Annotated in this window: 28 protein-coding genes and 1 tRNA gene; 9 read left to right on the top strand and 20 right to left on the bottom strand. The window is 68.6% G+C overall.

What is annotated here, in order from left to right:
* Window positions 1-13 precede the first annotated feature (13 nt).
* Complete coding sequence (locus ACWDUN_RS09085; RefSeq protein WP_449927571.1) at window positions 14-784, top strand: VOC family protein; 771 nt, start codon at window positions 14-16, stop codon at window positions 782-784.
* On the opposite strand, the gene ACWDUN_RS09080 is transcribed toward ACWDUN_RS09085, so the two are convergent.
* Entirely contained in the window at window positions 771-1,211 is a 441-nt protein-coding gene (locus tag ACWDUN_RS09080) for a cupin domain-containing protein (protein WP_449927568.1), read from the bottom strand. The two genes, ACWDUN_RS09085 and ACWDUN_RS09080, sit on opposite strands and share 14 nt — an antisense overlap.
* A gap of 42 nt (window positions 1,212-1,253) precedes the next feature.
* Here ACWDUN_RS09080 and ACWDUN_RS09075 point away from each other — a divergent pair, with 42 nt between their 5' ends.
* From ACWDUN_RS09075 to ACWDUN_RS09055, 5 genes are all read left to right on the top strand, one after another.
* The gene (locus tag ACWDUN_RS09075; RefSeq protein ID WP_449927565.1) at window positions 1,254-1,670 is read left to right on the top strand and encodes a hypothetical protein; all 417 of its coding nucleotides are present in this window, start codon (window positions 1,254-1,256) and stop codon (window positions 1,668-1,670) included.
* 97 nt (window positions 1,671-1,767) lie between these two features.
* Window positions 1,768-2,238 (top strand): RNA polymerase sigma factor, encoded by a 471-nt coding sequence (locus tag ACWDUN_RS09070; protein WP_449927562.1) that lies wholly within the window; start codon window positions 1,768-1,770, stop codon window positions 2,236-2,238.
* Complete coding sequence (locus ACWDUN_RS09065) at window positions 2,235-2,828, top strand: methylated-DNA--[protein]-cysteine S-methyltransferase (RefSeq protein ID WP_449927559.1); 594 nt, start codon at window positions 2,235-2,237, stop codon at window positions 2,826-2,828. Before ACWDUN_RS09070 ends, ACWDUN_RS09065 begins: the two co-directional genes overlap by 4 nt.
* Window positions 2,825-3,499 carry a 2OG-Fe(II) oxygenase gene (locus ACWDUN_RS09060; RefSeq protein WP_449927557.1) on the top strand — a complete coding sequence of 225 codons (675 nt, stop codon included), beginning with the start codon at window positions 2,825-2,827 and terminating at the stop codon, window positions 3,497-3,499. Before ACWDUN_RS09065 ends, ACWDUN_RS09060 begins: the two co-directional genes overlap by 4 nt.
* Before the next feature lie 37 nt (window positions 3,500-3,536).
* The gene (locus ACWDUN_RS09055; RefSeq protein WP_449927554.1) at window positions 3,537-4,766 is read left to right on the top strand and encodes an MFS transporter; all 1,230 of its coding nucleotides are present in this window, start codon (window positions 3,537-3,539) and stop codon (window positions 4,764-4,766) included.
* Here the strand turns inward: ACWDUN_RS09055 and ACWDUN_RS09050 are convergent.
* The 4 genes from ACWDUN_RS09050 to ACWDUN_RS09035 are packed head-to-tail and all read right to left on the bottom strand — an operon-like array spanning window position 4,693 to window position 9,579.
* A complete protein-coding gene (locus ACWDUN_RS09050) occupies window positions 4,693-6,252 on the bottom strand; it encodes a dipeptide ABC transporter ATP-binding protein (RefSeq protein WP_449927551.1) in 1,560 nt (519 codons plus the stop codon). The two genes, ACWDUN_RS09055 and ACWDUN_RS09050, sit on opposite strands and share 74 nt — an antisense overlap.
* Entirely contained in the window at window positions 6,249-7,121 is an 873-nt protein-coding gene (locus tag ACWDUN_RS09045; protein WP_449927548.1) for an ABC transporter permease, read from the bottom strand. The genes ACWDUN_RS09050 and ACWDUN_RS09045 overlap by 4 nt, the downstream gene beginning before the upstream one ends.
* A complete protein-coding gene (locus ACWDUN_RS09040) occupies window positions 7,118-8,068 on the bottom strand; it encodes an ABC transporter permease (protein WP_449927545.1) in 951 nt (316 codons plus the stop codon). The genes ACWDUN_RS09045 and ACWDUN_RS09040 overlap by 4 nt, the downstream gene beginning before the upstream one ends.
* A complete protein-coding gene (locus ACWDUN_RS09035; RefSeq protein WP_449927542.1) occupies window positions 8,065-9,579 on the bottom strand; it encodes an ABC transporter substrate-binding protein in 1,515 nt (504 codons plus the stop codon). Before ACWDUN_RS09035 ends, ACWDUN_RS09040 begins: the two co-directional genes overlap by 4 nt.
* A 196-nt stretch (window positions 9,580-9,775) precedes the next feature.
* On the opposite strand from ACWDUN_RS09035, the gene ACWDUN_RS09030 reads away from it, so the two are divergent.
* The gene (locus tag ACWDUN_RS09030; RefSeq protein ID WP_449927539.1) at window positions 9,776-10,156 is read left to right on the top strand and encodes an STAS domain-containing protein; all 381 of its coding nucleotides are present in this window, start codon (window positions 9,776-9,778) and stop codon (window positions 10,154-10,156) included.
* 33 nt (window positions 10,157-10,189) lie between these two features.
* Window positions 10,190-10,633, top strand: a complete 444-nt coding sequence (locus ACWDUN_RS09025) for an ATP-binding protein (protein WP_449927536.1) — start codon at window positions 10,190-10,192, stop codon at window positions 10,631-10,633.
* On the opposite strand, the gene ACWDUN_RS09020 is transcribed toward ACWDUN_RS09025, so the two are convergent.
* The 9 genes from ACWDUN_RS09020 to mbp1 all read right to left on the bottom strand — a co-directional run bounded on the left by ACWDUN_RS09020 (window position 10,619) and on the right by mbp1 (window position 17,313).
* Window positions 10,619-11,062 carry a response regulator gene (locus tag ACWDUN_RS09020; RefSeq protein ID WP_449927534.1) on the bottom strand — a complete coding sequence of 148 codons (444 nt, stop codon included), beginning with the start codon at window positions 11,060-11,062 and terminating at the stop codon, window positions 10,619-10,621. The two genes, ACWDUN_RS09025 and ACWDUN_RS09020, sit on opposite strands and share 15 nt — an antisense overlap.
* Window positions 11,059-12,648, bottom strand: a complete 1,590-nt coding sequence (locus ACWDUN_RS09015; RefSeq protein WP_449927531.1) for a sensor histidine kinase — start codon at window positions 12,646-12,648, stop codon at window positions 11,059-11,061. The genes ACWDUN_RS09020 and ACWDUN_RS09015 overlap by 4 nt, the downstream gene beginning before the upstream one ends.
* Window positions 12,645-13,859: a PP2C family protein-serine/threonine phosphatase gene (locus ACWDUN_RS09010; protein ID WP_449927528.1), complete on the bottom strand. Its 1,215-nt coding sequence runs from the start codon at window positions 13,857-13,859 to the stop codon at window positions 12,645-12,647. The genes ACWDUN_RS09015 and ACWDUN_RS09010 overlap by 4 nt, the downstream gene beginning before the upstream one ends.
* Before the next feature lie 169 nt (window positions 13,860-14,028).
* A tRNA-Arg gene (locus ACWDUN_RS09005) sits at window positions 14,029-14,101 on the bottom strand.
* 29 nt (window positions 14,102-14,130) lie between these two features.
* Complete coding sequence (locus ACWDUN_RS09000) at window positions 14,131-14,703, bottom strand: DUF2867 domain-containing protein (protein ID WP_449927525.1); 573 nt, start codon at window positions 14,701-14,703, stop codon at window positions 14,131-14,133.
* On the bottom strand, window positions 14,700-15,122 hold the full coding sequence (locus ACWDUN_RS08995) for an LIC_13387 family protein (RefSeq protein WP_449927523.1): 423 nt from the start codon (window positions 15,120-15,122) through the stop codon (window positions 14,700-14,702). Before ACWDUN_RS08995 ends, ACWDUN_RS09000 begins: the two co-directional genes overlap by 4 nt.
* A gap of 57 nt (window positions 15,123-15,179) precedes the next feature.
* Complete coding sequence (locus tag ACWDUN_RS08990; protein WP_449927520.1) at window positions 15,180-15,839, bottom strand: response regulator transcription factor; 660 nt, start codon at window positions 15,837-15,839, stop codon at window positions 15,180-15,182.
* Window positions 15,836-16,999, bottom strand: coding sequence for a sensor histidine kinase (locus ACWDUN_RS08985; RefSeq protein ID WP_449927518.1), 1,164 nt, complete (start codon window positions 16,997-16,999; stop codon window positions 15,836-15,838). Before ACWDUN_RS08985 ends, ACWDUN_RS08990 begins: the two co-directional genes overlap by 4 nt.
* A gap of 74 nt (window positions 17,000-17,073) precedes the next feature.
* Window positions 17,074-17,313, bottom strand: a complete 240-nt coding sequence (gene mbp1 / locus ACWDUN_RS08980; protein WP_449927516.1) for a microaggregate-binding protein 1 — start codon at window positions 17,311-17,313, stop codon at window positions 17,074-17,076.
* Window positions 17,314-17,607: 294 nt separating this feature from the next.
* Between mbp1 and ACWDUN_RS08975 the strand changes: the two genes are divergently transcribed.
* Complete coding sequence (locus ACWDUN_RS08975; protein ID WP_449927513.1) at window positions 17,608-18,585, top strand: diguanylate cyclase domain-containing protein; 978 nt, start codon at window positions 17,608-17,610, stop codon at window positions 18,583-18,585.
* Window positions 18,586-18,589: 4 nt separating this feature from the next.
* Here ACWDUN_RS08975 and ACWDUN_RS08970 read toward each other — a convergent pair whose 3' ends face one another.
* The 6 genes from ACWDUN_RS08970 to ACWDUN_RS08945 all read right to left on the bottom strand — a co-directional run bounded on the left by ACWDUN_RS08970 (window position 18,590) and on the right by ACWDUN_RS08945 (window position 24,076).
* Window positions 18,590-19,756, bottom strand: a complete 1,167-nt coding sequence (locus tag ACWDUN_RS08970) for an AI-2E family transporter (protein ID WP_449927510.1) — start codon at window positions 19,754-19,756, stop codon at window positions 18,590-18,592.
* 95 nt (window positions 19,757-19,851) lie between these two features.
* Complete coding sequence (locus ACWDUN_RS08965) at window positions 19,852-20,652, bottom strand: TIGR03621 family F420-dependent LLM class oxidoreductase (RefSeq protein WP_449927507.1); 801 nt, start codon at window positions 20,650-20,652, stop codon at window positions 19,852-19,854.
* Window positions 20,653-20,669: 17 nt separating this feature from the next.
* Window positions 20,670-21,383 carry an anti-sigma factor gene (locus ACWDUN_RS08960; protein WP_449927504.1) on the bottom strand — a complete coding sequence of 238 codons (714 nt, stop codon included), beginning with the start codon at window positions 21,381-21,383 and terminating at the stop codon, window positions 20,670-20,672.
* Window positions 21,380-21,961 carry a sigma-70 family RNA polymerase sigma factor gene (locus tag ACWDUN_RS08955; RefSeq protein WP_449927501.1) on the bottom strand — a complete coding sequence of 194 codons (582 nt, stop codon included), beginning with the start codon at window positions 21,959-21,961 and terminating at the stop codon, window positions 21,380-21,382. The genes ACWDUN_RS08960 and ACWDUN_RS08955 overlap by 4 nt, the downstream gene beginning before the upstream one ends.
* Before the next feature lie 13 nt (window positions 21,962-21,974).
* The gene (locus ACWDUN_RS08950; RefSeq protein WP_449927499.1) at window positions 21,975-22,784 is read right to left on the bottom strand and encodes a DUF1365 domain-containing protein; all 810 of its coding nucleotides are present in this window, start codon (window positions 22,782-22,784) and stop codon (window positions 21,975-21,977) included.
* The gene (locus ACWDUN_RS08945; RefSeq protein WP_449927496.1) at window positions 22,778-24,076 is read right to left on the bottom strand and encodes an NAD(P)/FAD-dependent oxidoreductase; all 1,299 of its coding nucleotides are present in this window, start codon (window positions 24,074-24,076) and stop codon (window positions 22,778-22,780) included. The genes ACWDUN_RS08950 and ACWDUN_RS08945 overlap by 7 nt, the downstream gene beginning before the upstream one ends.

Raw genomic sequence — 24,076 nt, 5'->3', positions numbered from 1 at the left:
AGTCGGTACGGACATGACAACCTCACACCCGCTCGGCGCCCCCTGCTGGATCGACCTGTCCACCTCGGATATCGAGGGCGCGCAACGCTTCTACGGGGCAGTCCTCGGCTGGACCTTCGAGTCCGCCGGGCCCGAGTACGGCGGCTATGTCAGCGCCTTCGTCGACGGCGTGCAGGTCGCCGGCCTGATGCCCAATGACCCGCAGTGGAACATGCCGGACGGCTGGACGACCTACCTGCACACCGCCGACGTCGACGCCACGCTGGACGCGGTGACCGCGGCCGGCGGGTTCAGCTGCGGCGGGGCCACGGACATCCCCGACAAGGGCCAGATGGCCGTCGTGTCCGATGCGACCGGCGGGATGATCGGCCTGTGGCAGCCGACCGGACACGTCGGCTTCGAGGCAACCGGTGTGGCCGGCGCACCGGTCTGGCATCAGGTGACGACGCGGGATTTCGCCGCGACGCTGGACTTCTACCGCACGGTGTTCGGCTGGCAGACCCAGGTCGAGTCCGATACCGACGAATTCCGTTACAGCACGGCGCTGTTCGACGGTGAGCAGCGCGTCGGCGTGATGGACGGCAACGCGTTCATGGCCGCCGACGAGCCGTCGAGCTGGTGCTTCTTCCTCGGCGCCGACGATGTCGACAAGACGGTTCAGCTGATCGTCGACCACGGCGGCAGCATCATCCGCGCCGCCGAGGACACCCCGTACGGCCGGCTGGTCGCGGTGGCCGACCCGACCGGGGCCGCCTTCAACCTGTCCTCGCTCAGCCCGCGCTGAGCGCGAAGTCGGCGAAGTCGAATCCCGGCACCACCACGCAGCTCACCAGGGTCGGTTCCTGCAGGGCGGGTTTCGCCCGCTGCCAATGTCCCGGCGGCACCGCGAATTGCGGCTGCTCGCCGGCGGTGATGTCGGGACCGAGCAGGACGGTGTCGGCGCCGTCCTGCTCGCGGCCGACCTCCAGCAGCAGCGGGCTGCCGCGGTGGTATAGCCACAGTTCGGCGCTGCGCACGGTGTGCCAGGCCGACTGCTGGCCGGGCATCAGCAGGAACAGGATCGCGGTGCCGGCCTGGCGCGGGCCGGTGTAGTCCGGCGGCAGCGCCGACTGCGGAAAGGTCAGGTCGCTGCGCCAGGTTTCGCGAAACCAGCCGCCCTCGGGGTGCGGTGCGAGGTCGAGCCCGCGGGCCCAATCGGGTAGTTCCGTCATGGCAATTCAGCCTACGCAGGCCCACCCGATAATCTGAGGCGCATGGCTCGATTGCGTCCCGGCTGGCTCGTGGCGTTCTGCGCACTGGTGCTGGCGGTCAGTGCCTGGCTGCCGTGGCTGAGCACGGGCGAGGGCCGGGTCAACGGGATCGGCGGCAAGGTCGGGACCATCGATGTGCCACCACCCGGATTCGGGGTCGGGCAGCTGATCGTGCTGCTGGCCGCGGTGCTGATCGTGGCGGCGGCGATGGCCGCCCGCGAGTTGTCGGCCCGGTCGGCTTCGGCTGCGGCACTGTCGGTTTCGATGGTCATCGCGGCTCTGATCGCGTGGTACTACCGGTTGTACGTGCATGCGCCGGTCACCGTCGGCTACGGCATGTACCTCGCCGCGGGGGTGACGGTGCTGGCGGTGGTGCTGTCGGTGATGACGATGGTGGTGGCCTGGAGCCGCGCGGCGTGAAGCCCGTGATGCGCACCGGCCGGTCGGCTATCGCGCGATCTGAACATCGGCATCCCAGCTGATCTCACGTTCCGGCGCGCGCCGACGTCTACACAATGTGACTGTGCGACCGTTCGAGGAAATCGTGACCGACCACGGTGCCATGGTGCTGCGGGTCTGCCGGGCGGTGCTCGGACCGGGCCCGGACGCCGAGGACGCCTGGTCGGAAACCTTTCTATCGGCCATGCGCGCCTACCCGGATCTGGACCCGCAGGCCAATGTCGAGGCCTGGCTGGTGACCATCGCGCAGCGCCGTGCCATCGACATCGGCCGCGCACGCTCCCGGGCACCGGCACCCGTGGCCGCGGTGCCCGATGCCGGCCGCACCGATGGGTATGACCCCGACCTGTGGGCCGCGCTGAAGGTGCTGCCGGACAAGCAACGCCGCACGCTGGCCTACCACTACCTGGCCGGCCTGCCCTATGCCGAGATCGCCGCCCTGCTGGGCGGTTCCACCGATGCGGCCCGCCGTGCCGCCGCCGACGGCATCAAGACCTTGCGCACCACCTATCTCAAGGAGGCACCATGACCGAGATCTTCGAGCGGTTGACCGCCGACGACGCCACCCTGCACCGGCTGCACGACCGGTTGGCCCGCGACGCGCAGGACGCCGAGGTGCTCGACGTGGCGTATCGAACTCTGGACACCGCCGTCGGTCCGTTGCTGCTGGCCGCCACTCCCGCCGGTCTGGTGCGGGTGGCCTACCTCGCGGTCACAGACGAACAGGCCGAGCTGGCGGCACTGGCGGCCAAGGTCAGCCCCCGGGTGCTGCGTGCCCCGGCCCGACTCGACACGGCCGCCACCCAGATCGAGGAGTACCTGACCGGTGCCCGCACCGCCTTCGACCTGACGGTGGACCTGCAACTGACCGACGGGTTCCGGCGCACGGTGGTCGAATACCTGCCGCGCCTTGCCTACGGACAGCGGGCCAGCTACGCCGCCGTCGCGGCCGCGGTCGGCAACCCCAAGGCCGTGCGCGCGGTCGGCACCGCCTGTGGGCTCAACCCGTTGCCGCTGGTCATCCCGTGCCACCGCGTCGTGCGCACCGACGGGTCCATCGGCCAGTACGCCGGCGGGGCGGCGGTCAAGGCGACGTTGCTGGACCTGGAGGCGGCATGAGCGCGTGGCTGGCGGAACTGGACAGCTGCGGGTGCGCGCCGACGGGCCCGTTGCTCACCGCACAGGAGTGCACGGCGATCACGGACATGTGGGACGACGACGGCCGCTTCCGGTCGACGATCGACATGGCGCGCCATCGCTTCGGCCAGGGCGTGTACCGCTATTTCGACGACCCGCTGCCCGAACCGATCGTCCGGTTGCGCTCCGAGTTCTACCGCCGGCTGCTTCCGCTGGCGCGGGAGTGGGCCGCGCGGCTGGGTGACCCGGCACCCTGGCCCGACGACTTCGCCGACTGGATCGAGCAGTGCCACGCCGCCGGTCAGCGCAAACCGACGCCGCTGCTGCTGCGCTATGAACCGGGCGACTGGAACGCCCTGCATCGGGACCTGTACGGCGAGCTGGTGTTTCCGCTGCAGGTCGTCATCGGGCTCGACGAACCGAACGTCGACTACACCGGCGGTGAGTTCATGCTCGTCGAACAGCGACCCCGCGCCCAGTCCAAGGGCACCGTCGCCGCGTTGCCGCGCGGGCACGGCCTGATCTTCACCACGCGGGACCGGCCGACACCGTCGAAGCGGGGATGGACGCGCACCCCGGTGCGGCACGGGGTGAGCCGGCTGCGGTCCGGACGCCGGCACACGCTGGGGCTGGTGCTGCACGACGCCGCCTGAGACGGTGCACCCCGATGACCCGGTACGCTGAGGTACCGTGACGGCGCGCCTGGGCAGAGTGAACACTCTGCGCCTGACGCTGCTCGCACTGGCGCTCTTCATCGTCGGCACCAACGCCTTCGTCATCGCGGGTCTGCTGCCCAAGATCGGCCAGGGTCTGGGCGTCGGACCCGGCACGGTCGGCTACGCCATCTCCGTCTACGCGGCCGTCGTCGCGGTGGCCTCGCCGGTGGTCTCGGTGGTCTGCGGTCGCATGCCGCAACAGCGCGTGATGGCCGGCGGTCTCGTCCTGATCGCCATCGGCACCTTCCTGGCCGCGGCCGCCGGCACCTTCGCGGTGTTCACCGCGGGCCGGGTGATCGCCGCGTTCGGCGGCGCCGCCCTGGTGCCGACGGCGATCGCGGCCGCACCCGTGCTGGTCCCCGCCGAGGTGCGCGGACGGGCCATCGCCCTGGTGGGCATGGGCTTCACGCTCGCCATGGCGATCGGATCACCCATCGGCACCGCCCTGGCCGCTCTCGGCGACTGGCGCTTACCGCTGGCCTTGTTGGCGGGGCTGGCCGCCGTGCTGGCCCCGGCGCTGCTGCTGGTCGTGCGGGACGTGCCCAACGCCGACGGGGTCAGCCTGCGCGACCGGGCCGCGGTGATGCGCAACCGGCACATCGTGTTCGCGGTCGCCGCATCGCTGCTGATGATGCTGGCCTTCAACATGGTCTACATCTTCAGCGCGGTCATCACCCATGAGGCCACCGGCGGTGACAGCTCACGGACGGCCCTGCTGCTGCTGGTCTACGGAATGGCCGGTATCGCCGGGAACTTCCTGGGCGGCCGACTCTCGGACAGGTTCGGCAGCCGGCACACCCTGCAGGCCGTCCTGGCCGTCCAGTGCGCGGCCTTTCTGACACTCATCCCCGCGCACCATTCGATGGCCGCCACGGCGGCGGTGTTCGCCTGCTCGGGAGTGGCCGGAACGGCCGCCTCGGTGGCGATCCAGTACCGGCTGGCCGTCATCGACTCGCGCTACGCCGGGGTCGCGCTGGCCTGGTACTCGACCGCGATGTACATCGGCATCTCCATCGCACCCCTGATCGGCGCGGCCACCCTGCCGTACGGTTTCGCCGTGCTGCTGGCCGCGGCGGCCGCCTCGATCCTGGTGGCGCTGCTGGCCTCGGAGTTGGGCCACTTCCGCGAGGTCACGACCGAAGAGGCCGTGCCGGGGGAACTGCCGCCAACAGAGCTCGGGTGTAGTCCTGCTCGGGTGCGCTGAAAAGTTCAGCCGCACCGCGGTACTCGACGGTCCGGCCGGACTGCAGCACCAGCACGTCATGGCTCATCCGCTCGATCACCGCCAGGTCGTGGCCGATGAACAGGTAGGTCAGGTTCAGTTCGCGCTGCAGCCGGGCCAATAGGTCGAGCACCTTTGCCTGCACCGACACGTCCAGCGCGGCGGTGGCCTCGTCGAGGATCAGCAGATCCGGCTCGACAGCCAGCGCGCGGGCGATGCTGACCCGCTGGCGCTGCCCGCCGGACAGCTCGTGCGGGTAGCGGGTGGCGAAGTCGGTCTCCAGCCCGACCATCTCCAACAGTTCGGCCACCCGGGCCCGGCGCTGCGCCCTGCCGTCGGCCAGCCGGTGCACCACCAGCGGCTCCTCAATCGAAACACCCACCGGCATACGTGGATTCAGCGAGGCGAACGGATCCTGGAACACCATCGCGATGCGCCGCCGGTCGGCCTTTCGGTCCAGCACATCGGCACCGTCGAGCACCGCGCTGCCGCCGTCGGGCTGCACCAGTCCGGTCAGCGCGGCCGCGACCGTGGACTTGCCCGAACCGGATTCACCGACCAGCCCCAGCGTGGCGCCGCGCCGGATCTCGAAGGACAGATCGGCCACCGCGCGCACACCGGAGTAGCGCACGTCCAGCCCGTCGACCCGCAGCAGCACCTCGGCATCCGCGGGAGCCGGCGACGGGCCCGCGCCGTCGAGCAGCGGCCGCGCCGCCAGCAGTTCGCGGGTGTAGTCCGCGCGCGGCGCGTCGAAGATCGCCTCCACCGCACCCTGCTCGACCACCGTGCCCGCCCGTAGCACCGTCACCGTGTCGGCGACCTCGCCGATGACACCGAGGTCATGGCTGATCCACACCACCGCGGTGCCGAAATCGCGTTGCAGATCCCGCACCATCGCGATGATCTGGGCCTGCGTGGTGACGTCGAGCGCAGTCGTCGGCTCATCGGCGATCAGCAACTCCGGATCGCAGGCCAGCGCGATCGCCACCATCACCCGTTGGCGCTGACCGCCGGACAGCTGATGCGGATAGGACGGCAACCGTTGCGAGGGATCCGGCAGCCCGACGGCGTCCAGCAGTTGAAGGGCGCGCTCGCGCGCCGCGCGCCGGGTCAGGTGCCGATGCGTCTCCAGCGATTCGGTGATCTGGCGTTCGATGGTCAACAGCGGATTCAGCGAGGTGCCCGGATCCTGGAACACGAACCCGATGCGCCCGCCGTGGATACGACGCAAGGTCCGGGCCGACGCGCCGACGATCTCCTGTTCTCCGGCAAGCACACTGGATCCCGTCACGACCGCACCCGGGGCGTCCAGCAGGCCGGTGGCGGCCAGCACCGTCATCGACTTGCCCGAACCGGATTCCCCGACGATCCCGACGGTCTGCTCGGCCTCGACGCTCAGACCCACGCCCGACACGATCTCGCGGCGCCCGATGCGCACCGCGAGGTCGTCGATGGTCAGAATGCTCATCTCGATCGCCGTGCCTCGATCATGGTGCGCTGCTTGGGATCGAGCACATCACGCAACCCATCACCGAGCAGGTTGAACGCCAACACGATGAGGAAGATCGCCGCTCCGGGGAACACCGCCATCCACCAGGCCAGGGTGACGAATCCCTGCGCGTCGAAGATCATCCGGCCCAGCGAGGGCTGCGGCGGCTGAATCCCGAGCCCCAGGAACGACAATGCCGCCTCGGCCAGGATGGCGAAGGCCAACGACAGCGAGGTCTGCACGATCAGCGGTCCGCTGATGTTCGGCAGGATGTGCCGGGTCAAGATGTAGCGCGGGCCGGTGCCCATCGTGTAGGACACCGCCACATAGGGTTCCACGCGCACCGACAGCGTGCTGGCCCGTGCGACGCGCGCGAAGATCGGCGTGTAGACCACCCCGATGGCCAACATGGTGGTGCCGATCCCGGGACCCAGCACCGCGACGATGGCCAGTGCCAGCAGCAGCACCGGGAAGGCGAACATCACGTCGACCACCCGCATCAGCACGGTGTCCAACCAACCGCCCCGGCGCCCGGCGACATAGCCGGCCACCACGCCGACGAGCACGCCGACCACCGCCGCGAACGCGACGCTGACCACCGCGACCTTCATCGAGGCCTGCACGGCGACCATCACCCGGGACAACACATCGCGGCCCAACTCGTCGGTGCCGAGCCAGTGCGCGCCGCTGGGCGGTTGCAACGCCTGCGGCACATCGACATCGTTGAACCCGTACGGCGCGATCCATTGCGCCGCAACGGCGATCACCACCACGACCGCCAGCACCAGGGCGCTCAGGACGGTCACCGGGTTGCCGGCCAGCAGCCGCCAGGCGTTCACCCGCGTCATGACAGCCTGATCCTTGGATCGACGATGGCGTACAGCAGGTCCACCAACAGATTGATCAGCAGGAACGATGCGGCGATCAACAGCACCGCGCCCTGGATGACGGGGTAGTCGCGCGCGGCCACGGCGGTGTACACCAGCCGTCCCAGACCCGGCCAGGCGAACACCACCTCGACGACGATGACGCCGCCGAGGATGGTGCCCAACTGGATTCCGGTGATGGTCAGGATCGGGACCATGGCGTTGCGCACGGTGTGACGCATCGTCACCGTCCGCGGCGGCAGGCCCTTGGAACGCGCGGTGCGGACATAGCCCATCGCGGCGACCTCCAGCACCGCCGAGCGGATGTAGCGGGTCATGATGGCCGCGGCGACCAGGCCCACCGTCAACCCCGGCAGGATGATGTGCCGCAGCCAGCCACCGGGATCCTCGAACAGCGGGCGGTAACCCGAAGTGGGTAACCAGCCCAGGGCGGTCGAGAACAGTGAGATCAGCAGGATGCCGAGCCAGAAGTCGGGCACCGACACGCCGAATTGGCTTGTGACACGCACGATCGCGTCGCCGGCGCGGCCCTCGCGCAGCGCCGCCCAGGTGCCCGCCGGCAACGCGATCAGCAATGCCAGCACGATGCCGACCAGGGCCAGCGACAGCGTGGCGGGCAGCCGCTCCAGCAGGATCTGCGTCACCGGATCGCCGTTGCGGAAGCTCACCCCCAGATTGCCCGTGGCGGCCCGACCCAGATACTGGAAGAACTGGGTGAGCACGGGTTGGTCCAGACCGCTCGCGGTGCGCAGCGCCTCGTAGGCCTGCGGGGTGTAACGGGTGCCCAGGGCGATGCGCACCGGGTCCCCGGGCACCAGGTGCACCAGCGTGAACACCACGATCAGCACACCGATCAGCACCGCCAGCGAGTAGATCAGCCGGCGGGCGAGGAACGCCACGATGGTCATCCGGCACCGTCCAGCGCGGCATCGCGGAACCGGATCGCCTTGTCTCGGCGGGCCTCATAACCGGTCAGGTCGGGCGTCCACGCCTGGATCACCGCCGGGTTGTACAGGAAGATGTAGCTGACGCCGTCGGCGATCAGTGTGGCGGCGGTCGCGTAGTCCTGCTTGCGGGCCTGCGGATCGGTCTCGGTGCGGCCGGCGTCGAGCGCGGCGTCCACCCGCGGGTCGGAGAACTTCTGGGCGTTGTTGGCGCCGTCGGTGTGGTGCTGGGCGTAGTAGAAATCGTCGGGGTCGATATTGCCCAGCCAACCCATCATCAGCATGTCGAAGTTGCCGTTGTTCTGCTCGTCCAGCCAGGTGGCGAAGTCGACGGTGCGGATGTCGACGGTGATGCCCAGTGGTTGCAGATTGTCGGCGATCACCTGCGCGGCGGTGACGGTCTGCGGGTACTCGCTGGTGACCAGCATGTCCAAGGCCTGCGGTGCGGCCCCGGCTTCGTCGAGCAGCGCCTCGGCCCGGTCGATGTCATAGCTGTACCGGTCGTAGCCGGTGTACCACGGGTTACCCTGCGGGATCGCCAGTTGGTTGGCCTGCGCCGTGCCGTAACTGGTGGCCTGCACGATCGAGGGCCGGTCGACGGCGTAGGCGATGGCCTGGCGGACCCGCACGTCGTTCCAGGGCGGCCGCGCGGCGTTCAAGGCCAGATACCAGTAGTCATTGCTCGGGGTGACGGCAAGGCGCAGCGAGTCGTCGCCCTCCAACTGCGGGACCCGCTGGGCGGGCACGGCGTCGGTCCAGTCGATCTCGCCGGCCTGCAGCGCCGCCAGCGCCGTCGAGGACTCACTTATGAACCGGAACGTCACGCCGGGGATCCGCGGCGGCGTCCCCCAGTAGTCGGGGTTGGCCTTGAGGGTGATCGAATCACCGCTCTGCCGGCCGGCGAAGGTGAACGGGCCGGTGCCGATCGGGTTGGTGGCGATCGAGCCGTCCTCGACGTTGCGGCGCGACACGATGGCCATGCCCTTGAAGCCACCGAGATTGGTCAGCAGGTTCGGGGTGGGGCGCGCGAGGGTGATCCGGACGGTCAGGTCGTCGATGGCGTCCACGGCGGTCACCGCGCTGAACTTGTCGACGTTGGACAGCTTCTCGTCGATGATCCGCCGGTAGGAGTAGACGACGTCGTCGGCGGTGAACGGGCTGCCGTCGTGGAACCTCACCCCGGGGCGCAGCCGGAAGGTCCACGTCAGCTGGTCGGGAGAGGTCTGCCAGGATTGCGCCAGCGCCGGCACCATGGTCAGGTCGGCGTCGGGTTCCACCAGGGTGTCGTAGACGTTCTCCAGGACCTGGAAGGAGAAGTAGGCACTGGTCTTGTGCGGATCGAGCTGGTCGGGTTCACCGGCGATCCCGGCGATCAGGTTGCCCGAGTGCTGGCCCAGATCGACCCGCTGACCGGCAGAACACGACAGGGTGGCAAGGAGTGCGACGGCAGCGAGGATGGCTGCTAGCGTCCGCATGCCGGCTCTGGTACCCGCTTCGTGGCGTGACTACACCGCTGTTGACCTGTAAAAACGACGGTGGTACCGATCGGGATGCGCGCAATGGCCGATACCCGCAGCTAGACGCGATCACCGGGTTGGCGGAATGCCCCTGCGGTGCGGATAGACTTTGGCGGTTGCCACCTACGGGTGGGTCAAGATGTCGGAGGTATCGATGAGTAGCCAGCCAGACCCCGCTCCCAGCCGTGCAGCGGCTGTCGGGGAGGTCGAGGAACGTCGTGTCGGCGATATCAGCGTGGTTGCTGTGGCCGGAACGGTCGACATGCTGACGGCACCGAAGCTGGAGGCGGCCATCAACGCCGCCGCGAAGAGCTCACCTGCGGCCGTCGTCGTCGACTTCACCGCCGTGGAGTTCCTCGCCTCGGCGGGCATGGGCGTACTGGTCGCCGCCCATGGTGACCTGGCCCCGGCGGTGCGTCTGGCCGTCGTGGCGGACGGGCCGGCGACCAGCCGACCGCTGAAACTGGTCGGCATCGCCGACATCGTCGATCTCTTCGCCACCCTCGATGAGGCGTTGGCAGAGTTGCAGAGTTAGAAACTCTGGCGAACGGGTAGCCAGCAGGTCGATATGACAGAGCAAGGCGCCTCCGCAAGCTTCGTAAAGGTCGGCGTCCGCGCCGATCCCCAACTCGCCGCCCAGGTCAGGGAGGAGTTCGCGGTCTGGTTGCGCGCGCACTTCCTGCTCGATCCCGAGAAGTCCAGTGACGTGCTGCTGGCCGTCTACGAAGCGTTGGCGAATGCGGCGGAGTTCGCCTATGCCGGAGCCGCGCAGCCCGGCCTGATGCACATGCGCGCCGAGTACGATCCCGGACTGGGCAGCCTGACCGTCACCGTCACCGACGAGGGGCATTGGCAGTCCAAGGAGGGCAGCGTGCCAAACGTGGCGCGCGGCCGCGGCCTGCCGCTGATCCACGCCCTCAGCGACCGTGCCGACATCGACAGCACGGCCGGCGGCACCAACGTTCGCCTCGAGTGGGATCACATCGCGGCGAATTACTCAGAACTGCGGTAGCCGCACCACCTGGACGAAGAACTCGTCGATCTGGCGCACCGCGCTCATGAACTGGTCGAGGTCGACCGGCTTGGTGACATAGGCGTTCGCGTGCAGCTTGTAGCTGCGCAGGATGTCCTCTTCGGCCGAGGACGTGGTGAGCACCACGATCGGGATGTGGCACAGATTGTCGTCGCTCTTGATTTGTTCCAGCAGCTGACGGCCGTCGTACTTGGGCAGATTGAGGTCGAGCAGGATCAGGTCGGGCCGCGGGGCGTCGGCATACTGGCCGCGCCGGTACAGGAAGTCCAACCCCTCCTGCCCGTCGTGCGCGACGTGCAGGTTGTTCTGGATCTTGTTGTGCTCGAACGCTTCCCGGGTGATCAGCTCATCGCCCGGGTCGTCCTCGACGAGCAGGATGTCGATCGCTCGGCCTTCGGGCAGCTTCATCCGTTGGTTCCTTCCAGCTGGGGCTCCAGCGTTGTGTCCGGCGTCAGCGCCGGGTTGGGCTCGGTGACGGGCGTCATCGGCAGGGTGAAGACGAACCGGGTCCCGTCGGTGAAATCGGTGTCGATGTGAATGGTCCCGCCGTGATACTCGACGATCTTCTTGCACAGGGCCAGACCGATACCGGTGCCACTGTAGGCGTCCCGGCCGTGCAGGCGTTGGAAGATGACGAACACCTTGTCGACGAACTCGGCGCTGATGCCGATGCCGTTGTCGGTGACGGTGAACACCCAGTATTCGGCATTCTCCCCGTTGCCCTCGCGACAGTCGATCACCACGCGGGGTGCCAGGCCTTCGCGGCGGAACTTCACCGCATTGCCGATCAGGTTCTGCCACACCATGATCAGCAACGTCGGATCGCCGTCGACGGTCGGCAGCGGCTCGTTCGGGCGGACGATCTGCGCGTCGGACTCCTCCAGTGCACTGCTCAGGTTGTTCATTGCCGCATCGATGGTGTCGTCGAGCGCCACCTCGGCGTTCGTCGCGTTGAGTCGGCCCACCCGCGAGAAGGTCAGCAGATCGTTGATCAGGACCTGCATGCGCTTGGCGCCGTCGACGGCGAACGCGATGTACTCGGTTCCTCTTTCATCCAGCTTGTCGCCGTACCGCTTTTCCAGCAGCTGGCAGAACGAGGCCACCTTGCGCAGCGGCTCCTGCAGGTCATGGGAGGCGACGTAGGCGAACTGCTCCAGTTCGGCATTGGAGCGGCGCAATTCGTCGGCCTGCTCGTCGAGCGCCGCCTTCGCATCGCGTGACGTCTCCAGTTCTTCGACTATGCGCTGGCGCATGTCCTCGACATCGGCGGAAATCGCCCGGATGTCCTTGGGCCCGCTCGGCACGATGCGTTCGTCGAAATTGCCCTGGGTGATGCGCCGGCAGGACTCCGCCAGCGCCGACAGCGGTCGGTTGACCGCATTGCGCATGACGACGGCCAGCAGTACCGCGGTGGTGACGAACGCCAGGATCATCGCCACCAGCGCGGCGTCGCGCCACTCCCGGATTGCGTCGAGCTGGTCCAGCCCGGCCTCACGGGCCTGGCTGAGGTGGTCGTTCTGGATCGCGAAGAGTGTGCGCAGCCGATCGAAGAGGGCCTTGCCCTCCTCGATGGTGGCGTCCGCCACCGGTTCTGTCGGGTTGCCGTTGGTCAGGAGTGGGTCCGCGTAATCCGCGCGCCAGGTCTCGGCGGCGGACTCGATGTCATCGAGATCGGCCAGCAGATCCGGGTAATGGACCAGGCTGCGCCGGACCTCCTCGGCCGCAGCGGCCTCGGCGGTCCGGCCGTCGTTGTACGGGTCCAGAAAGCGTTCATCGCCGGTGATCAGATAGCCCCGGACAGCGGTCTCCTGATCGCGCAGCGCCGCCTGCATCTGATAGGCGGCGATGCGTGCGGGTTGCACGCCGTCGCGGATCCGATTGGACACCTTGTCGGCCTGGCTGACCAGGATCGCCGCCGCGATGGCGCATGCCAGCACCGCCGTCCCGATGACGGCCAGCACCAGGTTCTGCCAGCCCTGCACCGTCAGTTTCATGAAGCCGAGCGCTCCACCCGGATCACCGCGATGTCGTCGGTGAGCCCGCCGTGCTGGTGGGCGCGCGCCTCGGCATGTTCGATGAGGCCCTCGACGAATGCGATGCCCGGCAGCGTGGCCAGCGACTGTGCCATGGCCAGCAGGCCCTGCTCACCGAGGCGTTCGTCGCCGCGGCCCGAGTGACCCTCGAACAAGCCGTCGGTCAGCATCACCAGTCCGTGGCCGACGGGCAGTTCGTAGTGGTTGACCGGCCATTCCCGGGCACCGAGGCCCAACGCCGCTCCGGCGCGCGGTTCCAACCAGTCCACTGCGCCCCCACCCTGGACCATCAGGCCCGGATGGCCGGCGCGGACCACGGTGTACCGGCCGCTGTCGGGCTCCAGTGCCACGCTGGAAAGCGTCGCGAAGATGCCCTTGTGCGGCCGTTCGGTGGTCAGGATGCGGTCCAGTTCGCGCATGCGCTCGTTACCGCGCAGCCCGGCGAAGGTCAGTGCACGCCACCCGATGCGCAACGCCACGCCGAGCGCCGCCTCGTCGGGACCGTGGCCGGCCACATCGCCGATCATGACGTGCACGGTGCGGTTCTCGGTCTGCACGACATCGAAGAAGTCGCCGCCGACCAGGGCATCCTGGCGGCTGGGTCGGGACCGGGTGACGATGTTGACGCCGGGGGAGTCCAGCAGGACCGGCGACGGCAGCAGCCCGCGCTCCAGGCGGGCGTTCTCCATGGCCCGCATCTGGCTGGAGTGCAAATCGACGGTCGCCGTCTCGGCGCGTTTGCGTTCGATGGCGTAGAGCACGGCGCGGCGCAGCATCTCGGGGTCGACGCGGTCCTTGACCAGGTAGTCCTGGGCGCCCGACGACATCGCGACGACGCCGAAGTGCTCGTCGGACAGGCCGGTCAGCACGATGATCGGGATCCCGGTGTCCAGGCCGCTGATCCGCTGCACGGCGTCCATGCCGTTGGCGTCGGGCAGGTTGAGATCCAGCAGGATGCAATCCGGGCGCCGGTCGTCCAGCACCTGTGCGGCCTCCGCGATGGACGGGGCCCAGCGGAATTCGAAGTCGGCGCCCGAGTCGGCGATCAGTTCTTCGACCAGCAATGCGTCACCGCGGTCGTCTTCGACGAGGAGCAGTGACAATCTCTGACCGCCGGCCGCAACGGCAACGTTGAGGCCGGGTGAGGCAAACGGTTGTTGCGGTGCGGGCATTAAGAGTTCGAGTCCCCCACCTGGGGCATTCGCCCCGGTCGCGCTGATATTTCCGTAAATTGACAACTCTTCAGACCCTACCCACAAGTCAACCCCCGACGGTGCTCGACTGATCTTGTTCGTCGCGGATTGGCCGATTCGGGACGGCCGTCCATACTCGCCAGTAGGGTGCCCCCGGCAGGATTCGAACCTGCGACACCGGCTTTAGGAGAGCCGTGCTCTATCCCCTGAGCTACGGGGGCGGCACCCGTCGAGACAGGCGAGCAGAAGTCTAGTTCACCGCCGCCGCCGCGCGCCTTAGCCAGGCGGCTTCCCACTGCCGGGTCATCGCCGGGTAGACGATCAGATGGCGGAACGGCGCGATGGCGCCGAGGTACGCCCGGCCCAGCGCGCCGTTCGGTTTGACCAGCACCGCCAGCCGCAGTTCGTACTCGCCGCCGCGGGTGCGCACCCAACCGAAATGCGCGATGCCGTGCACGGTGCGGTTGGCCACCTCCATGGCGGCTTCGTCGCGGCACTGATAGACCCGGGTGAACGGCATACCGGGCACCGGATCACCGGCATCGGGCTTGTGCAGATCCGCGGGCAAGCGGTCGATCAGGGTGGGCCCGGCGACATCGGGGTCATCCCAGCCGAACAGTTGGCCCAGTTTCCAGCGGATGGCGAACAACAGGCGCACCGCCGCCGGGTCGCGCGCCGTGCCGATCGCGTCCAGGTACGCGGGTAGGTCGTCGAATCCGGCCCCCGGCGCCCGGTAGGACCAGACGTCCAGGACAGCGAAATCGGGGGCGATGCGGTGGATGCGCCACGGCCGCTGAGTGTGTGCCCCGATCGGCAGTCTCATGACGTGGCCACCGGTGCGAGCCGACCCGTGCGCAAGGAGACGACGAAAGCGGTGCAGGCCACGCCGAACAGCACTATGGGCGGTGGTGGGTCCAACCATACGCTCATGGCCAGCGATACGACCGACATGGCCAACGCCAGCGCGGCCACCGGCCGGATGTCGTCGACCGTCCTGGCCAGATACAGCAGCAGGATCCCGACGAACACCAGCGCAAGGCCCATGGCCAGGCTGAAACTCATCATCAACTGGTAGTAGCTGCGGTGCACACCGAACAGCTCCAGGGTGTGGGCGCGCATCAGCGCATCGATAGCCTCGGAGTCCGAAGTCGTTGTGCGCATGGCGATATCGCCGAGGAGGTGGCCGGTGCCGGTGGCGATCCAGCACCACGCTCCGGCTCGGAACCAAGTCAGTGCAGTCATGTTTCGACTATCGGCGAGGCCGGTGCCGTCGCGCATCCCTCCGCGGTCGTGATCGGCTCATCCTCCAGGATGAGCCAGCCCGGTCTCATAGGCGAGCACCACCGCCTGCACGCGGTCGCGCAGATCGAGCTTGGCGAGCACGTGACCGACATGGGTCTTGACGGTGGCCTCGGCCAGATGCAGCCGATCGGCGATCTCGCGGTTGTTTGCGCCGGTGGCGATCTCGAGGAAGATGTCGAGTTCTCGGGCGGTGAGCATGGAATTGATGCGCTCGGCTCCCGCGGGTTCGGGTGCGGCGGCGACGAATTCGATGAGTCGGCGGGTGGTCGAGGCGGCGATGACGCCGTGCCCGGCGTGGACGGTGCGGATGGCGTCGACGATCTCCTCGCTGCGGGCGTCCTTGAGCAGGAATCCGCTGGCACCGGCGCGGATCGCGGGAAACGCGTACTCGTCGAGGTCGAAGGTCGTCAAGGCGATCACCCGGCAGGCCGGATGCTCGGCGGTGATCGATGCGGTGGCGGCAATCCCGTCCAGTCGCGGCATCCGAAGATCCATCAACACCACGTCGACGGGTCGAGACCGCACCAGCGACACCGCCTCATGACCGTCGCGTGCCTCACCGGCGAACTCCAGATCGGGTTGGCTGTCGATCATCATCCGCAGGGCGGACCGCATGAGTTCCTGATCGTCGATGACGGCCACCCGGATGACGCTCACGCCGCCATCCTCGCCCGTACCCGCCAACCGCCCTCGATCGGCCCGGCCTCGAACGTGCCGCCCAGCGCCTCGACCCGTTCGCGCATACCGGTCAGCCCGCGGCCCGGACCCGCGGCGCCGGCCCGGCCGGTGTTGCTGACGGTGACGACGATTTCGTCTGCCGCCGAATCGATGTCGACCCTGACAACGGGGGCGGGGCCGGCGTGTCGGGCGATGTTGGTCAGCGCCTCCTGAACCACGCGGTAGGCGGTCAGGCCCACCGCGGGCCCGACCCGTACCTCGGCGAGTGAGAACTCGGCGTCCATTCCGGTGCGGCGCATCCGGTCGATGAGCGCGGGCAGGTCGGTCAGGCCCGGTTGTGGTGCGCTGGGGGCATCGTCGTCACGCAGCACACCGAGCAGTCCACGCATCTCGACCAGGGCCTCGCGGCCGACTTCGGCGATGGTGGTGAGGATCTCGGGTGCCTTGTCGGGGGCGTTGGGCACCACCAGGCGACCCGCTTCGGCCTGACTGACCATCACCGCCACCGAGTGCGCGACGACATCGTGCATCTCGCGGGCGATCCGCCGGCGCTCATCGGCGGCGGCCCGGTCGGCGAGTTGAGCGGCCCAGGCCTGGCGGGTGGCGCGGTAACGGCCCAGCGCCCACGCGGCGAGGGTGCCGCCGACGGCGGTGGTGCTCAACATCAACCACCACGCCCACGCGTTGATCGGGGTGCCGGTGAACCCCCACAGCCGGATCAGCGTCAGCACGCATCCGAACAGTCCGGCGGCCAGCGCGATGCTCGGCCACGGTCGCCGGGTGTACGCACTCACGGCGTAGAGCAGAGCGAAGATGCACAGGCTGCTCGGCAGCAGGATCGGGCCGTAGTCGGTGGTGTCGACCACCGCGGTGGCCGCCGCGATATCGGGTGCGGCCAGCAGGATCAGGCAGGCGATCGCTCCGGCACCGAACGACTTCAATGGCCACCGGCGGGCGGTCGCGACACCGATATGCAGAGCCAGCAGGGCGACCGCAAGCGCCCCCCGCCAGCCGATTGCGGTGTCGTCGGCGCGCACCGCCTGCACGCCGGCCGGCAGCAACACCGCGGCCATCACCACGGCCAGCACCGGGCGGCCCGCGCGGTCGAGCAGGCGTGGCCGGGTGGCTGGGGTCGACACGCCACACAACCTACTGCGTGCCGACACGACAAGGGGGACAGTCCGACCGGACTGTCCCCCTTGTGCCTGGAGTCTTACTTCTCCTGCTCGGCCTTCTGGCGGGCCTCGTTGGCGTCGGCGGCGGCACGCGCACTCTCGGCCTCGGCTTCCTTCTTGGCCACATCGCGCTGCGCGTCGGCCTTGTCCTGCTGGGCCTCGCCCTCGCGGCGCAGGTCGTCGTTACCGGTCACGGCGCCCGCAGCTTCCTTCACCTTGCCCTTCACACCTTCGACAATGCCGGAAACGCCTTCGGCGGCACCACTGTTCTCAGCCATGCTGACTCCTTGCTCGTTTCGTGATGGTGCGCTGTGTCCTCAACGTCACCGCGGCCTGCCTCGCGGCGGGCCGACCGTCTCGAAGTAAAGAATTCCCCGTTGCCGATATCCGAAACCCGCAATGTCCAGTGGCGTGTGCCACAACGGGCTGCGTGAACCCGGGTCCAGGTCCGGTCCAGGTGACCTATAGTCATCTCGGCGGTCAGCTGGTGAATGACGCGATGGCGGGGTGCATCTATTACGGGGTTGAAATCGCTTGCGCTCTGGTTCAATACACCAGATCAATTCGACTCGATGACCGCATTTCTGCGAGAGCGACGGTTGCTGCGTTCGGCACAGCTGATCATGGCCATGGTGGCCTCGTCATCGGCGTTGGTGCCGTTGTCGCACTTGATGATTCATCGGCATCTTACGGCCGCGGCGGTCGCGGTGAGCGTCATCTCGGCGTTGTTCACCATCGCCATGACCGTCTACTGGTGCAACCGCTGGCCGGGCCGACGCATGTCCGAGGCTGTCGCACTGTTCGGGGCTGTCTGCATCGTCGGGTGGAGCCTGGTCCAGCCGGACCCGGGCGTCGCTGCGCTGGCCTCCTCGGCCCTGGCCGTCACCGGCAGCTATCTCGCCTTTCTGCACAGTCCCCGCAGCATGCTGATCAACATCGTGCTGGCGCTGGCCATGGCCGCAGTGGTCGCGGTGCGGTTGGGCCACGAAACCGATGCGGCGACCGCGGTGTCGGCCTTCTGGGTCGTCTGGTTCGTCAACATCTCGATGCCGGTGGCCGTGCGCGGCATGTCCCGGGCGATGGGCATCTTCGCCACCCGCGCCGACGAGGACGGGCTGACCGGTCTGCTGAACCGGCGCGCCTTCGAGGCGGCGGTGGGCCGGATCCGCGAGGAACACCCGACGGCAGGACTTGCGGTGCTGATGGTCGACGTCGACGATTTCAAACGCGTCAACGACACGCTCGGTCATGCCGCGGGCGACGGTGTCATCCTGGCGGTGGCCGAGGTCATCCGCCGCCACGCGCCGTCCCGATCGGCGATCTGTCGGGCCGGCGGCGAGGAGTTCCTGATCGCGCTCGCCGAGCCCGGCGCGGCCCGCTCGATCGCCGCCGGAATCCGGTCGGGCATCGCGGCCCTGGCCGAGGGGGTGACCGCCAGCATCGGTATTGCCGTGACCGGCACCGGCGCCGAACCGTTGCCGCAGTTGATCGCCGCTGCCGATGCCGCCATGTATCTGGCCAAGCGCGGCGGCGGGGACGCGGTGTGCTGACCCCTCACACCCGGTCCAATCGCGGGTAGAGCACCTCCTGCACGACGAGCGCCACAGCAGCGGCGATCGGAATGGCGACCAGGGCGCCGACGATCCCCAGTAGCGCGGCGCCGATCAGCACCGCGATGATCGTCGTCAGCGCGGGTACCTGCACGGCGCGCCCGATGATCCGCGGGATCAGCAGGTAGTCCTCGATCAGCTGATAGACGACGAAGAAGATGACGGTGGCGATGCACAGCGGCAGCGACACCGTCAGCGCCACCGCCGACACCACCACCCCGGCGATGGTGGCGCCCACCACCGGCACCAGGTCCAGTAACGCCACCAGGATCGCCAGCAACAGCGCATAGGGGACGTCGAAGGCCGTCAACCAGATCAGCGTCGCCGCCCCGGCGAGCACCGATATCAACACGTTGCCCAGCACGTAGGCGCCGACCTTGGCGAAGACCTCGTCCCCGATCAGGATGACGCGCGGGCGCCGGGTGTGCGGCACCAGGCGATACAACGTGGTGCGGATGCGCGGCATATCGGCCAGGAAGTACAGCGTCAGCACCACGGCGATCAAGGTGTCCGCGACCGCCTCGAGCACCGCGGTCCCGGCACTGATCACCTGATCGAAGGCCGAGCTGTCCATGTCGTCGACCACCGCGGTGATCCGCTGCTGCAATCCGAACCGCTCCACGAACCGGCCGACGACCGACGAATTGTCCTGCGCCTGCTGCAGATACTGCGGCGCGCGGTCGATCAGCTCGGCGGTCTGGGCGAACAGCGGAGGCACCGCGGCAGCCACGAAAGAGCCGATCGCCGCGGCGAACACCACGAAGACCAGCGCGGTGGCCAGCCACCGCCGCAGCCCCCGGTTGACACACCAGGACACCACCGGCTCCAGACCCAAGGCCAGGAAGAAGGCCACGCCGATGACGATGAGGATCGAGGACAGCAGCGACAACACGTGTACCGCGCCGTAGGTGACGGCGACGCCGGCCGAGCCCGCCAGGCCGATGAAGAAGGGGGAGCGCCGGTCGAACTTGCGGCCCGGTCGGCCCAGCGGCTGCTCCGGTGACGTCATCTCCGCGGCCTGTTGTTCGGCCCGCGCAACCGGGCCTTCGTCGGCGGTGTGCGGTTGGGCCACCATGTCGTTGTGACCGTCTTCGGCCGCCGCCGTGCTCATGCTCACCTCCGCCCGCCGCCGCAACCCACCCCGGTTACCCCGGTGTCAATTGCGGAAAACCGGCGGCGGGCCGCCGTGCGGCCCGCGGAGTTCGGTTAGCGCAGTTCGGATATCACCTTGCCGAACGCGTCGGCGTGACCGGCCTGCACCACCAGGTAGCCGGCACCGTAGTCGTCGCGCAGGCGGCGCACCTTGTCGGCCATCTCGCTCACCGACCCGGAGAGCACCCCGGGCAGGGCCAGCAGTTGCTCGTCACTGAGATCCGGGGCGTAGTGCCGCGTCATGGCCAAGTTGGGCATCCCGGAACCATCGGTGGGCACGGCGGTGATCGCCACGTTCAGTTCGATATCGGCGAAGCGGTCACCGGCCACCTCGCGCAAGAACGAGATCCGTTCGGCCAGTGGATCGTCGCCGCTTCCGCCGGTGACGCCGACGATGGCGGCCCACCGGCCCGCGACGGTCAGCAACCGGTCGCCACCACCGGCGATCATGATCGGTGCGTCGGGGACATGCTCGGCCAGGTACTCGACGACGTGCTCCAGATACTCGACCCGCGCTCGCGCCGAGGGGAACGCCAACTCGGCCGCCTCGAACTCCTCGCGCACATAACCGGCACCGAGGCCGACCTCGAAACGTCCGCCCGACAGGTCGTGCAGCGCGGCGACATCGCGGGCCAGCAACGCCGGCTTGTAGAAGCCCGCGTTGAGCACGAACGTGCCCAGGCGCAGGGTCTCGGTGACGGCCGCGACGGTGGACAGCACCGGGAACGGTGCGGGCGCGCCGAGATGGTCGGGCACCAGCAGCACGTCGTAGCCGAGGTCCTCGGCCTTGCGGGCGGCGTCGCGCACCTTGGCCGCGCTCGAGGTGTCACGCAGGCCCATGCCGAATCGGAACATGGTCCGATGGTAGGCACTCAGGTCAGTGGCAGGGACGCGAACGGTGTGCCGGTCGGTTCCGCCGACCCGGAGCCGGGCTCGACGGTGAACGCGAGGGTGACCGAGTCGCCGAGATCGGGCAGCACCGCGGTGGTGGACGGGGCGATCGCCTGCGCGTCCATCACGCCGGCCGAATGCGGTCCCGCGTCGTCGATCAGCCACATCTGGTACACGGTGCCGTCCGCGGGCGGAGCCACGTTGTTCATCACCAGCACGCCGGCGTTGCGTTCGCGGGAGAACACGACCGTCGCGGTGCCACCGGTCGGGATGTCCCCGGAGACGGTTCGCACGTCGGGCGCGGCGAAGATCTGTTCGGCGGTGGTGGCCTGCGGCGGCGGGCGCAGCCACCAGCCGACGCCGAAGGTGGCGACACCGATGACGACGGCGGCCGCCGCGGCGGCGAGTGTCTTCGACCAGCGCCGGCGGCGCGGTTGGCGCAGCTGGCGCACGGGGTCTACGGCGACGGCCGACATCAGCCGGTCACGCAGCTCGGCCGGCGGTTCGACGGCGCGGGAGGCCGACATCAGGGCCATCGTCTCGCGCACCCGCCGCACCTCTGTGTCGAACTCCTCGGCGACGTCGGGCGGCGCCGACCGCAGCCGGCGTTCGATATCGACGCGCTCGGCGTCGTCCACCGCGTCCAGCGCATACGCCGTCGCGAGCAACAGCAGGTCTTCGGAAGGACTGGTCATGCTGCCCCCAGGCAGTTGCGCAGTCCGCGGATGGCATCGCGCATCCGGGATTTGACGGTGGCCAGGTTCGCGGCCAGCCGATCGGACACCTGCACGTAGGTCAGTCCGTCGTAGTACGCGAGCTCGATGCATTCGCGCTGCTTGTCGGTCAGCGCGCCCAGACAGTCGGTGATCTGCCGGTAGTCGTCGTTCTCCAGCACCCGCTCGGCGACCTGGTCCACGGGCGGTTCGACAGTCGCCGCGCCGTACCGGGATTCGCGGTCGGCGCCGGCTTGTTCGGAGCGCACCCGGTCGACGGCGCGCCGGTGTGCCAGCGTCATCAGCCAGGACAGCGGCGACCCGACCGAGGGGTTGTAGTCACCGGCGTTGCGCCACACCTGCAGATAGATGTCCTGGGTGGTTTCCTCGCTGTAGCCGGGATCGCGCAGCACGCGCATGACCAGCCCGAACACCCTGGCGCGGGTGTGATCGTAGAACGCTGCGAAGGCGTCGACGTCACGTTGCGCCACCCGGCGCAGCAAGGCGTCGAGGTCTGCCGTCACGGACGGTAGCCTAGCGGTCGTGGCCGGGGCAGTCACGGAACCCCGCGATTCATCTGCGCACCTCCTGTCGGCGAGTGCGAAGCCGTTGCAGCGCAGGCGGTATGAGGATGCCCCTCGGCGCCCCGGCACGTCGGCCGGAATCGGGACCGTCGCCGTGCCCGACGACGGTCAGGCCGCGGCGCCACAGCGAAATGGCGTGCAGCCGAGTCTGAAACGTGGCGACCAGCGGTGCCAAGGGGGCCCGCACCTGCATGGTGGCGACCTGCCGGGTGGTGGCTGCTCGGCGCTCTCCGTGCAGCGTGGCGCTGAACACGAGTTCGTTGTCGCGGTGCCAGGTCACCGCAACCTCGGCGGTGAGGTCGGGTTTCGGGACGTAGACCAGGTAGTAGCCGTCCACCTCGTTGAACGGGGATGCGAAGAAGTCCTTGCACACCGCGACGGGACCCGCCTCGGTCGGCGGCAACACGTAGGCGTGCCGTTGGCCGCGGGTGTTGTGTACCTCGACGATGACGTGCGCCAGCGTGCCGTCGGAATCGTGACACCAGAAGATGCTGATCGGATTGGACGAGTAGCCAAGCACTCTGGCGTGCAGCAGCGCGGTGACCCGACCGCCGCTCAGGTCGATGTCATGACCGGCCAGTACGGTGTCGACCCGGGTACGCAGGGTGTCGGCGCCCGTGGCCGGTGCGGACAGATGATCTTCGGCGCGGAAGACGGCGAAGGGCCGTAATAAGATCGGCAGCCGGGGTGGCGCATCGATGTCGAAGTACCAGGCGTAGCTGCGGTGGCCGAACTCGTTGTGCACGGGACGGCGGCGCAGATGGGTGACATGGGTGCGATACAGCGCGGGCATCAGCATGACACCGTCTCAGCTTCTTTCGTCGCCGGCCACTGCGCACCGAGGTGCATGGCCGCGCACATCCCCGCCGCGGCACCGTCCTCGTGGAAGCCCCAGCCGTGATACGCGCCGGCGAACACCACGCGGTCGTCATCCAGCGTCGGTAGCAGGCGTTGTGCGGCAACCGATTCCGGGGTGTAGAGCGGCTGATCGTAGATCATCTCGGCGATGACGCGGTCGGGATCGACCCGGCCGCGTCCGCCGAGGGTCATCAGGAACCGATGCGGCCCGGCCAGTCCCATCAACCGGCTGATGTCGTAGGTGACCAGCACCGGCCCGTTCCCTCCGGTGGCCAGGTAGTTCCGTGACGCCTGTGCTCGTGGGTGGGTGGGCAGCAGCGACGTGTCGGTGTGCAACTGGGCGTGGTTGGCCGAGTAGCGGATTGCGCCCAGGATCGCGCGCTCGGCCTCGGTCGGTTCGGCCAGCGCCAGCAGCGCCTGATGCGGATGAACGGCGAGGACGACGGCGTCGAACTCGCGGGCCGGACCGTGCCCGGCGGTGACTTCGACGCCACATTCGGTGCGCCGTACGGACCCTGCCGGGGTGCCCAACCGGATCTCTTGCACGCGGGCGGCGATGGCGTCGACGTAGGTCGCCGACCCGCCGACGATGGTGTGCCAGGCCGGAGTGTCGAGCATCGACAACATGCCGTGATGCTGCAGGAACACGAACAGATATCGCGCCGGGAAGTTCATCGCCTCACCGGGGGCGCACGACCAGACCGCGGCCACCAGGGGCGTCATGAAATGGTCGACGAAGTACCGGGAGAACTTGTGCACGTCCAGGAATGCGCCGAGCGTGCCGGTGTCCTGGGCGTCCCCGGTCTCCAGTAGCGCGGCGGCGGCCCGGTGGAAGCGCTTGACTTCGGCCAGCATGCGTAGATATCGCGGTCGCCCCAGGTTCGCCCAGGACGGGAACAGCCCGCCGAGGCCGAGGCCGCCGGCGTATTGCAATCTGCTGCGGTCATCGCGCACCGACACCGACATGTCCGTCTCGTGGGTGTGGATGCCGAGATCGGCGAAAAGTCGGGACAACGTCGGATTGGTGCGGTCGTTGTGCACCAGAAACGCCGAGTCGATTGCCACCATCGCGCCGCGGCCGTCGTCGACGATGTGGGTGTGCGCGTGTCCACCGAGGCGGTTGTCGGCCTCGAACAGTGCGACGTGGTTGCGCTCGGACAGCAGATAAGCGGCCGTCAGGCCGGCGATGCCGCTTCCGATGACGGCGATCGACCGTCCCTGCCGTGGTTGCAC

The organism is Mycobacterium sp. NPDC003323, from assembly GCF_053589535.1.
The sequence above is the reverse complement of the archived record's forward strand: the minus strand, read 5'-3'. Positions and strand labels throughout refer to the sequence as shown.

What these genes read in the sequence shown, in the direction of transcription:
- mbp1 (WP_449927516.1), bottom strand. Translation starts at nt 17,313, where the DNA reads ATGGCTGAGAACAGTGGTGCCGCCGAAGGCGTTTCCGGCATTGTCGAA.
- ACWDUN_RS09045 (WP_449927548.1), bottom strand. Translation starts at nt 7,121, where the DNA reads ATGACGCGGGTGAACGCCTGGCGGCTGCTGGCCGGCAACCCGGTGACC.
- ACWDUN_RS08965 (WP_449927507.1), bottom strand. Translation starts at nt 20,652, where the DNA reads ATGTTCCGATTCGGCATGGGCCTGCGTGACACCTCGAGCGCGGCCAAG.
- ACWDUN_RS09065 (WP_449927559.1), top strand. Translation starts at nt 2,235, where the DNA reads ATGACCGAGATCTTCGAGCGGTTGACCGCCGACGACGCCACCCTGCAC.
- ACWDUN_RS08970 (WP_449927510.1), bottom strand. Translation starts at nt 19,756, where the DNA reads ATGAGCACGGCGGCGGCCGAAGACGGTCACAACGACATGGTGGCCCAA.
- ACWDUN_RS09000 (WP_449927525.1), bottom strand. Translation starts at nt 14,703, where the DNA reads ATGAGACTGCCGATCGGGGCACACACTCAGCGGCCGTGGCGCATCCAC.
- ACWDUN_RS09030 (WP_449927539.1), top strand. Translation starts at nt 9,776, where the DNA reads ATGAGTAGCCAGCCAGACCCCGCTCCCAGCCGTGCAGCGGCTGTCGGG.
- ACWDUN_RS09050 (WP_449927551.1), bottom strand. Translation starts at nt 6,252, where the DNA reads ATGAGCATTCTGACCATCGACGACCTCGCGGTGCGCATCGGGCGCCGC.
- ACWDUN_RS09060 (WP_449927557.1), top strand. Translation starts at nt 2,825, where the DNA reads ATGAGCGCGTGGCTGGCGGAACTGGACAGCTGCGGGTGCGCGCCGACG.
- ACWDUN_RS09075 (WP_449927565.1), top strand. Translation starts at nt 1,254, where the DNA reads ATGGCTCGATTGCGTCCCGGCTGGCTCGTGGCGTTCTGCGCACTGGTG.
- ACWDUN_RS09040 (WP_449927545.1), bottom strand. Translation starts at nt 8,068, where the DNA reads ATGACCATCGTGGCGTTCCTCGCCCGCCGGCTGATCTACTCGCTGGCG.
- ACWDUN_RS09035 (WP_449927542.1), bottom strand. Translation starts at nt 9,579, where the DNA reads ATGCGGACGCTAGCAGCCATCCTCGCTGCCGTCGCACTCCTTGCCACC.
- ACWDUN_RS09080 (WP_449927568.1), bottom strand. Translation starts at nt 1,211, where the DNA reads ATGACGGAACTACCCGATTGGGCCCGCGGGCTCGACCTCGCACCGCAC.
- ACWDUN_RS09025 (WP_449927536.1), top strand. Translation starts at nt 10,190, where the DNA reads ATGACAGAGCAAGGCGCCTCCGCAAGCTTCGTAAAGGTCGGCGTCCGC.
- ACWDUN_RS09085 (WP_449927571.1), top strand. Translation starts at nt 14, where the DNA reads ATGACAACCTCACACCCGCTCGGCGCCCCCTGCTGGATCGACCTGTCC.
- ACWDUN_RS08960 (WP_449927504.1), bottom strand. Translation starts at nt 21,383, where the DNA reads ATGACCAGTCCTTCCGAAGACCTGCTGTTGCTCGCGACGGCGTATGCG.
- ACWDUN_RS08950 (WP_449927499.1), bottom strand. Translation starts at nt 22,784, where the DNA reads ATGCTGATGCCCGCGCTGTATCGCACCCATGTCACCCATCTGCGCCGC.
- ACWDUN_RS08995 (WP_449927523.1), bottom strand. Translation starts at nt 15,122, where the DNA reads ATGACTGCACTGACTTGGTTCCGAGCCGGAGCGTGGTGCTGGATCGCC.
- ACWDUN_RS08975 (WP_449927513.1), top strand. Translation starts at nt 17,608, where the DNA reads ATGACCGCATTTCTGCGAGAGCGACGGTTGCTGCGTTCGGCACAGCTG.
- ACWDUN_RS09020 (WP_449927534.1), bottom strand. Translation starts at nt 11,062, where the DNA reads ATGAAGCTGCCCGAAGGCCGAGCGATCGACATCCTGCTCGTCGAGGAC.
- ACWDUN_RS09015 (WP_449927531.1), bottom strand. Translation starts at nt 12,648, where the DNA reads ATGAAACTGACGGTGCAGGGCTGGCAGAACCTGGTGCTGGCCGTCATC.
- ACWDUN_RS09010 (WP_449927528.1), bottom strand. Translation starts at nt 13,859, where the DNA reads ATGCCCGCACCGCAACAACCGTTTGCCTCACCCGGCCTCAACGTTGCC.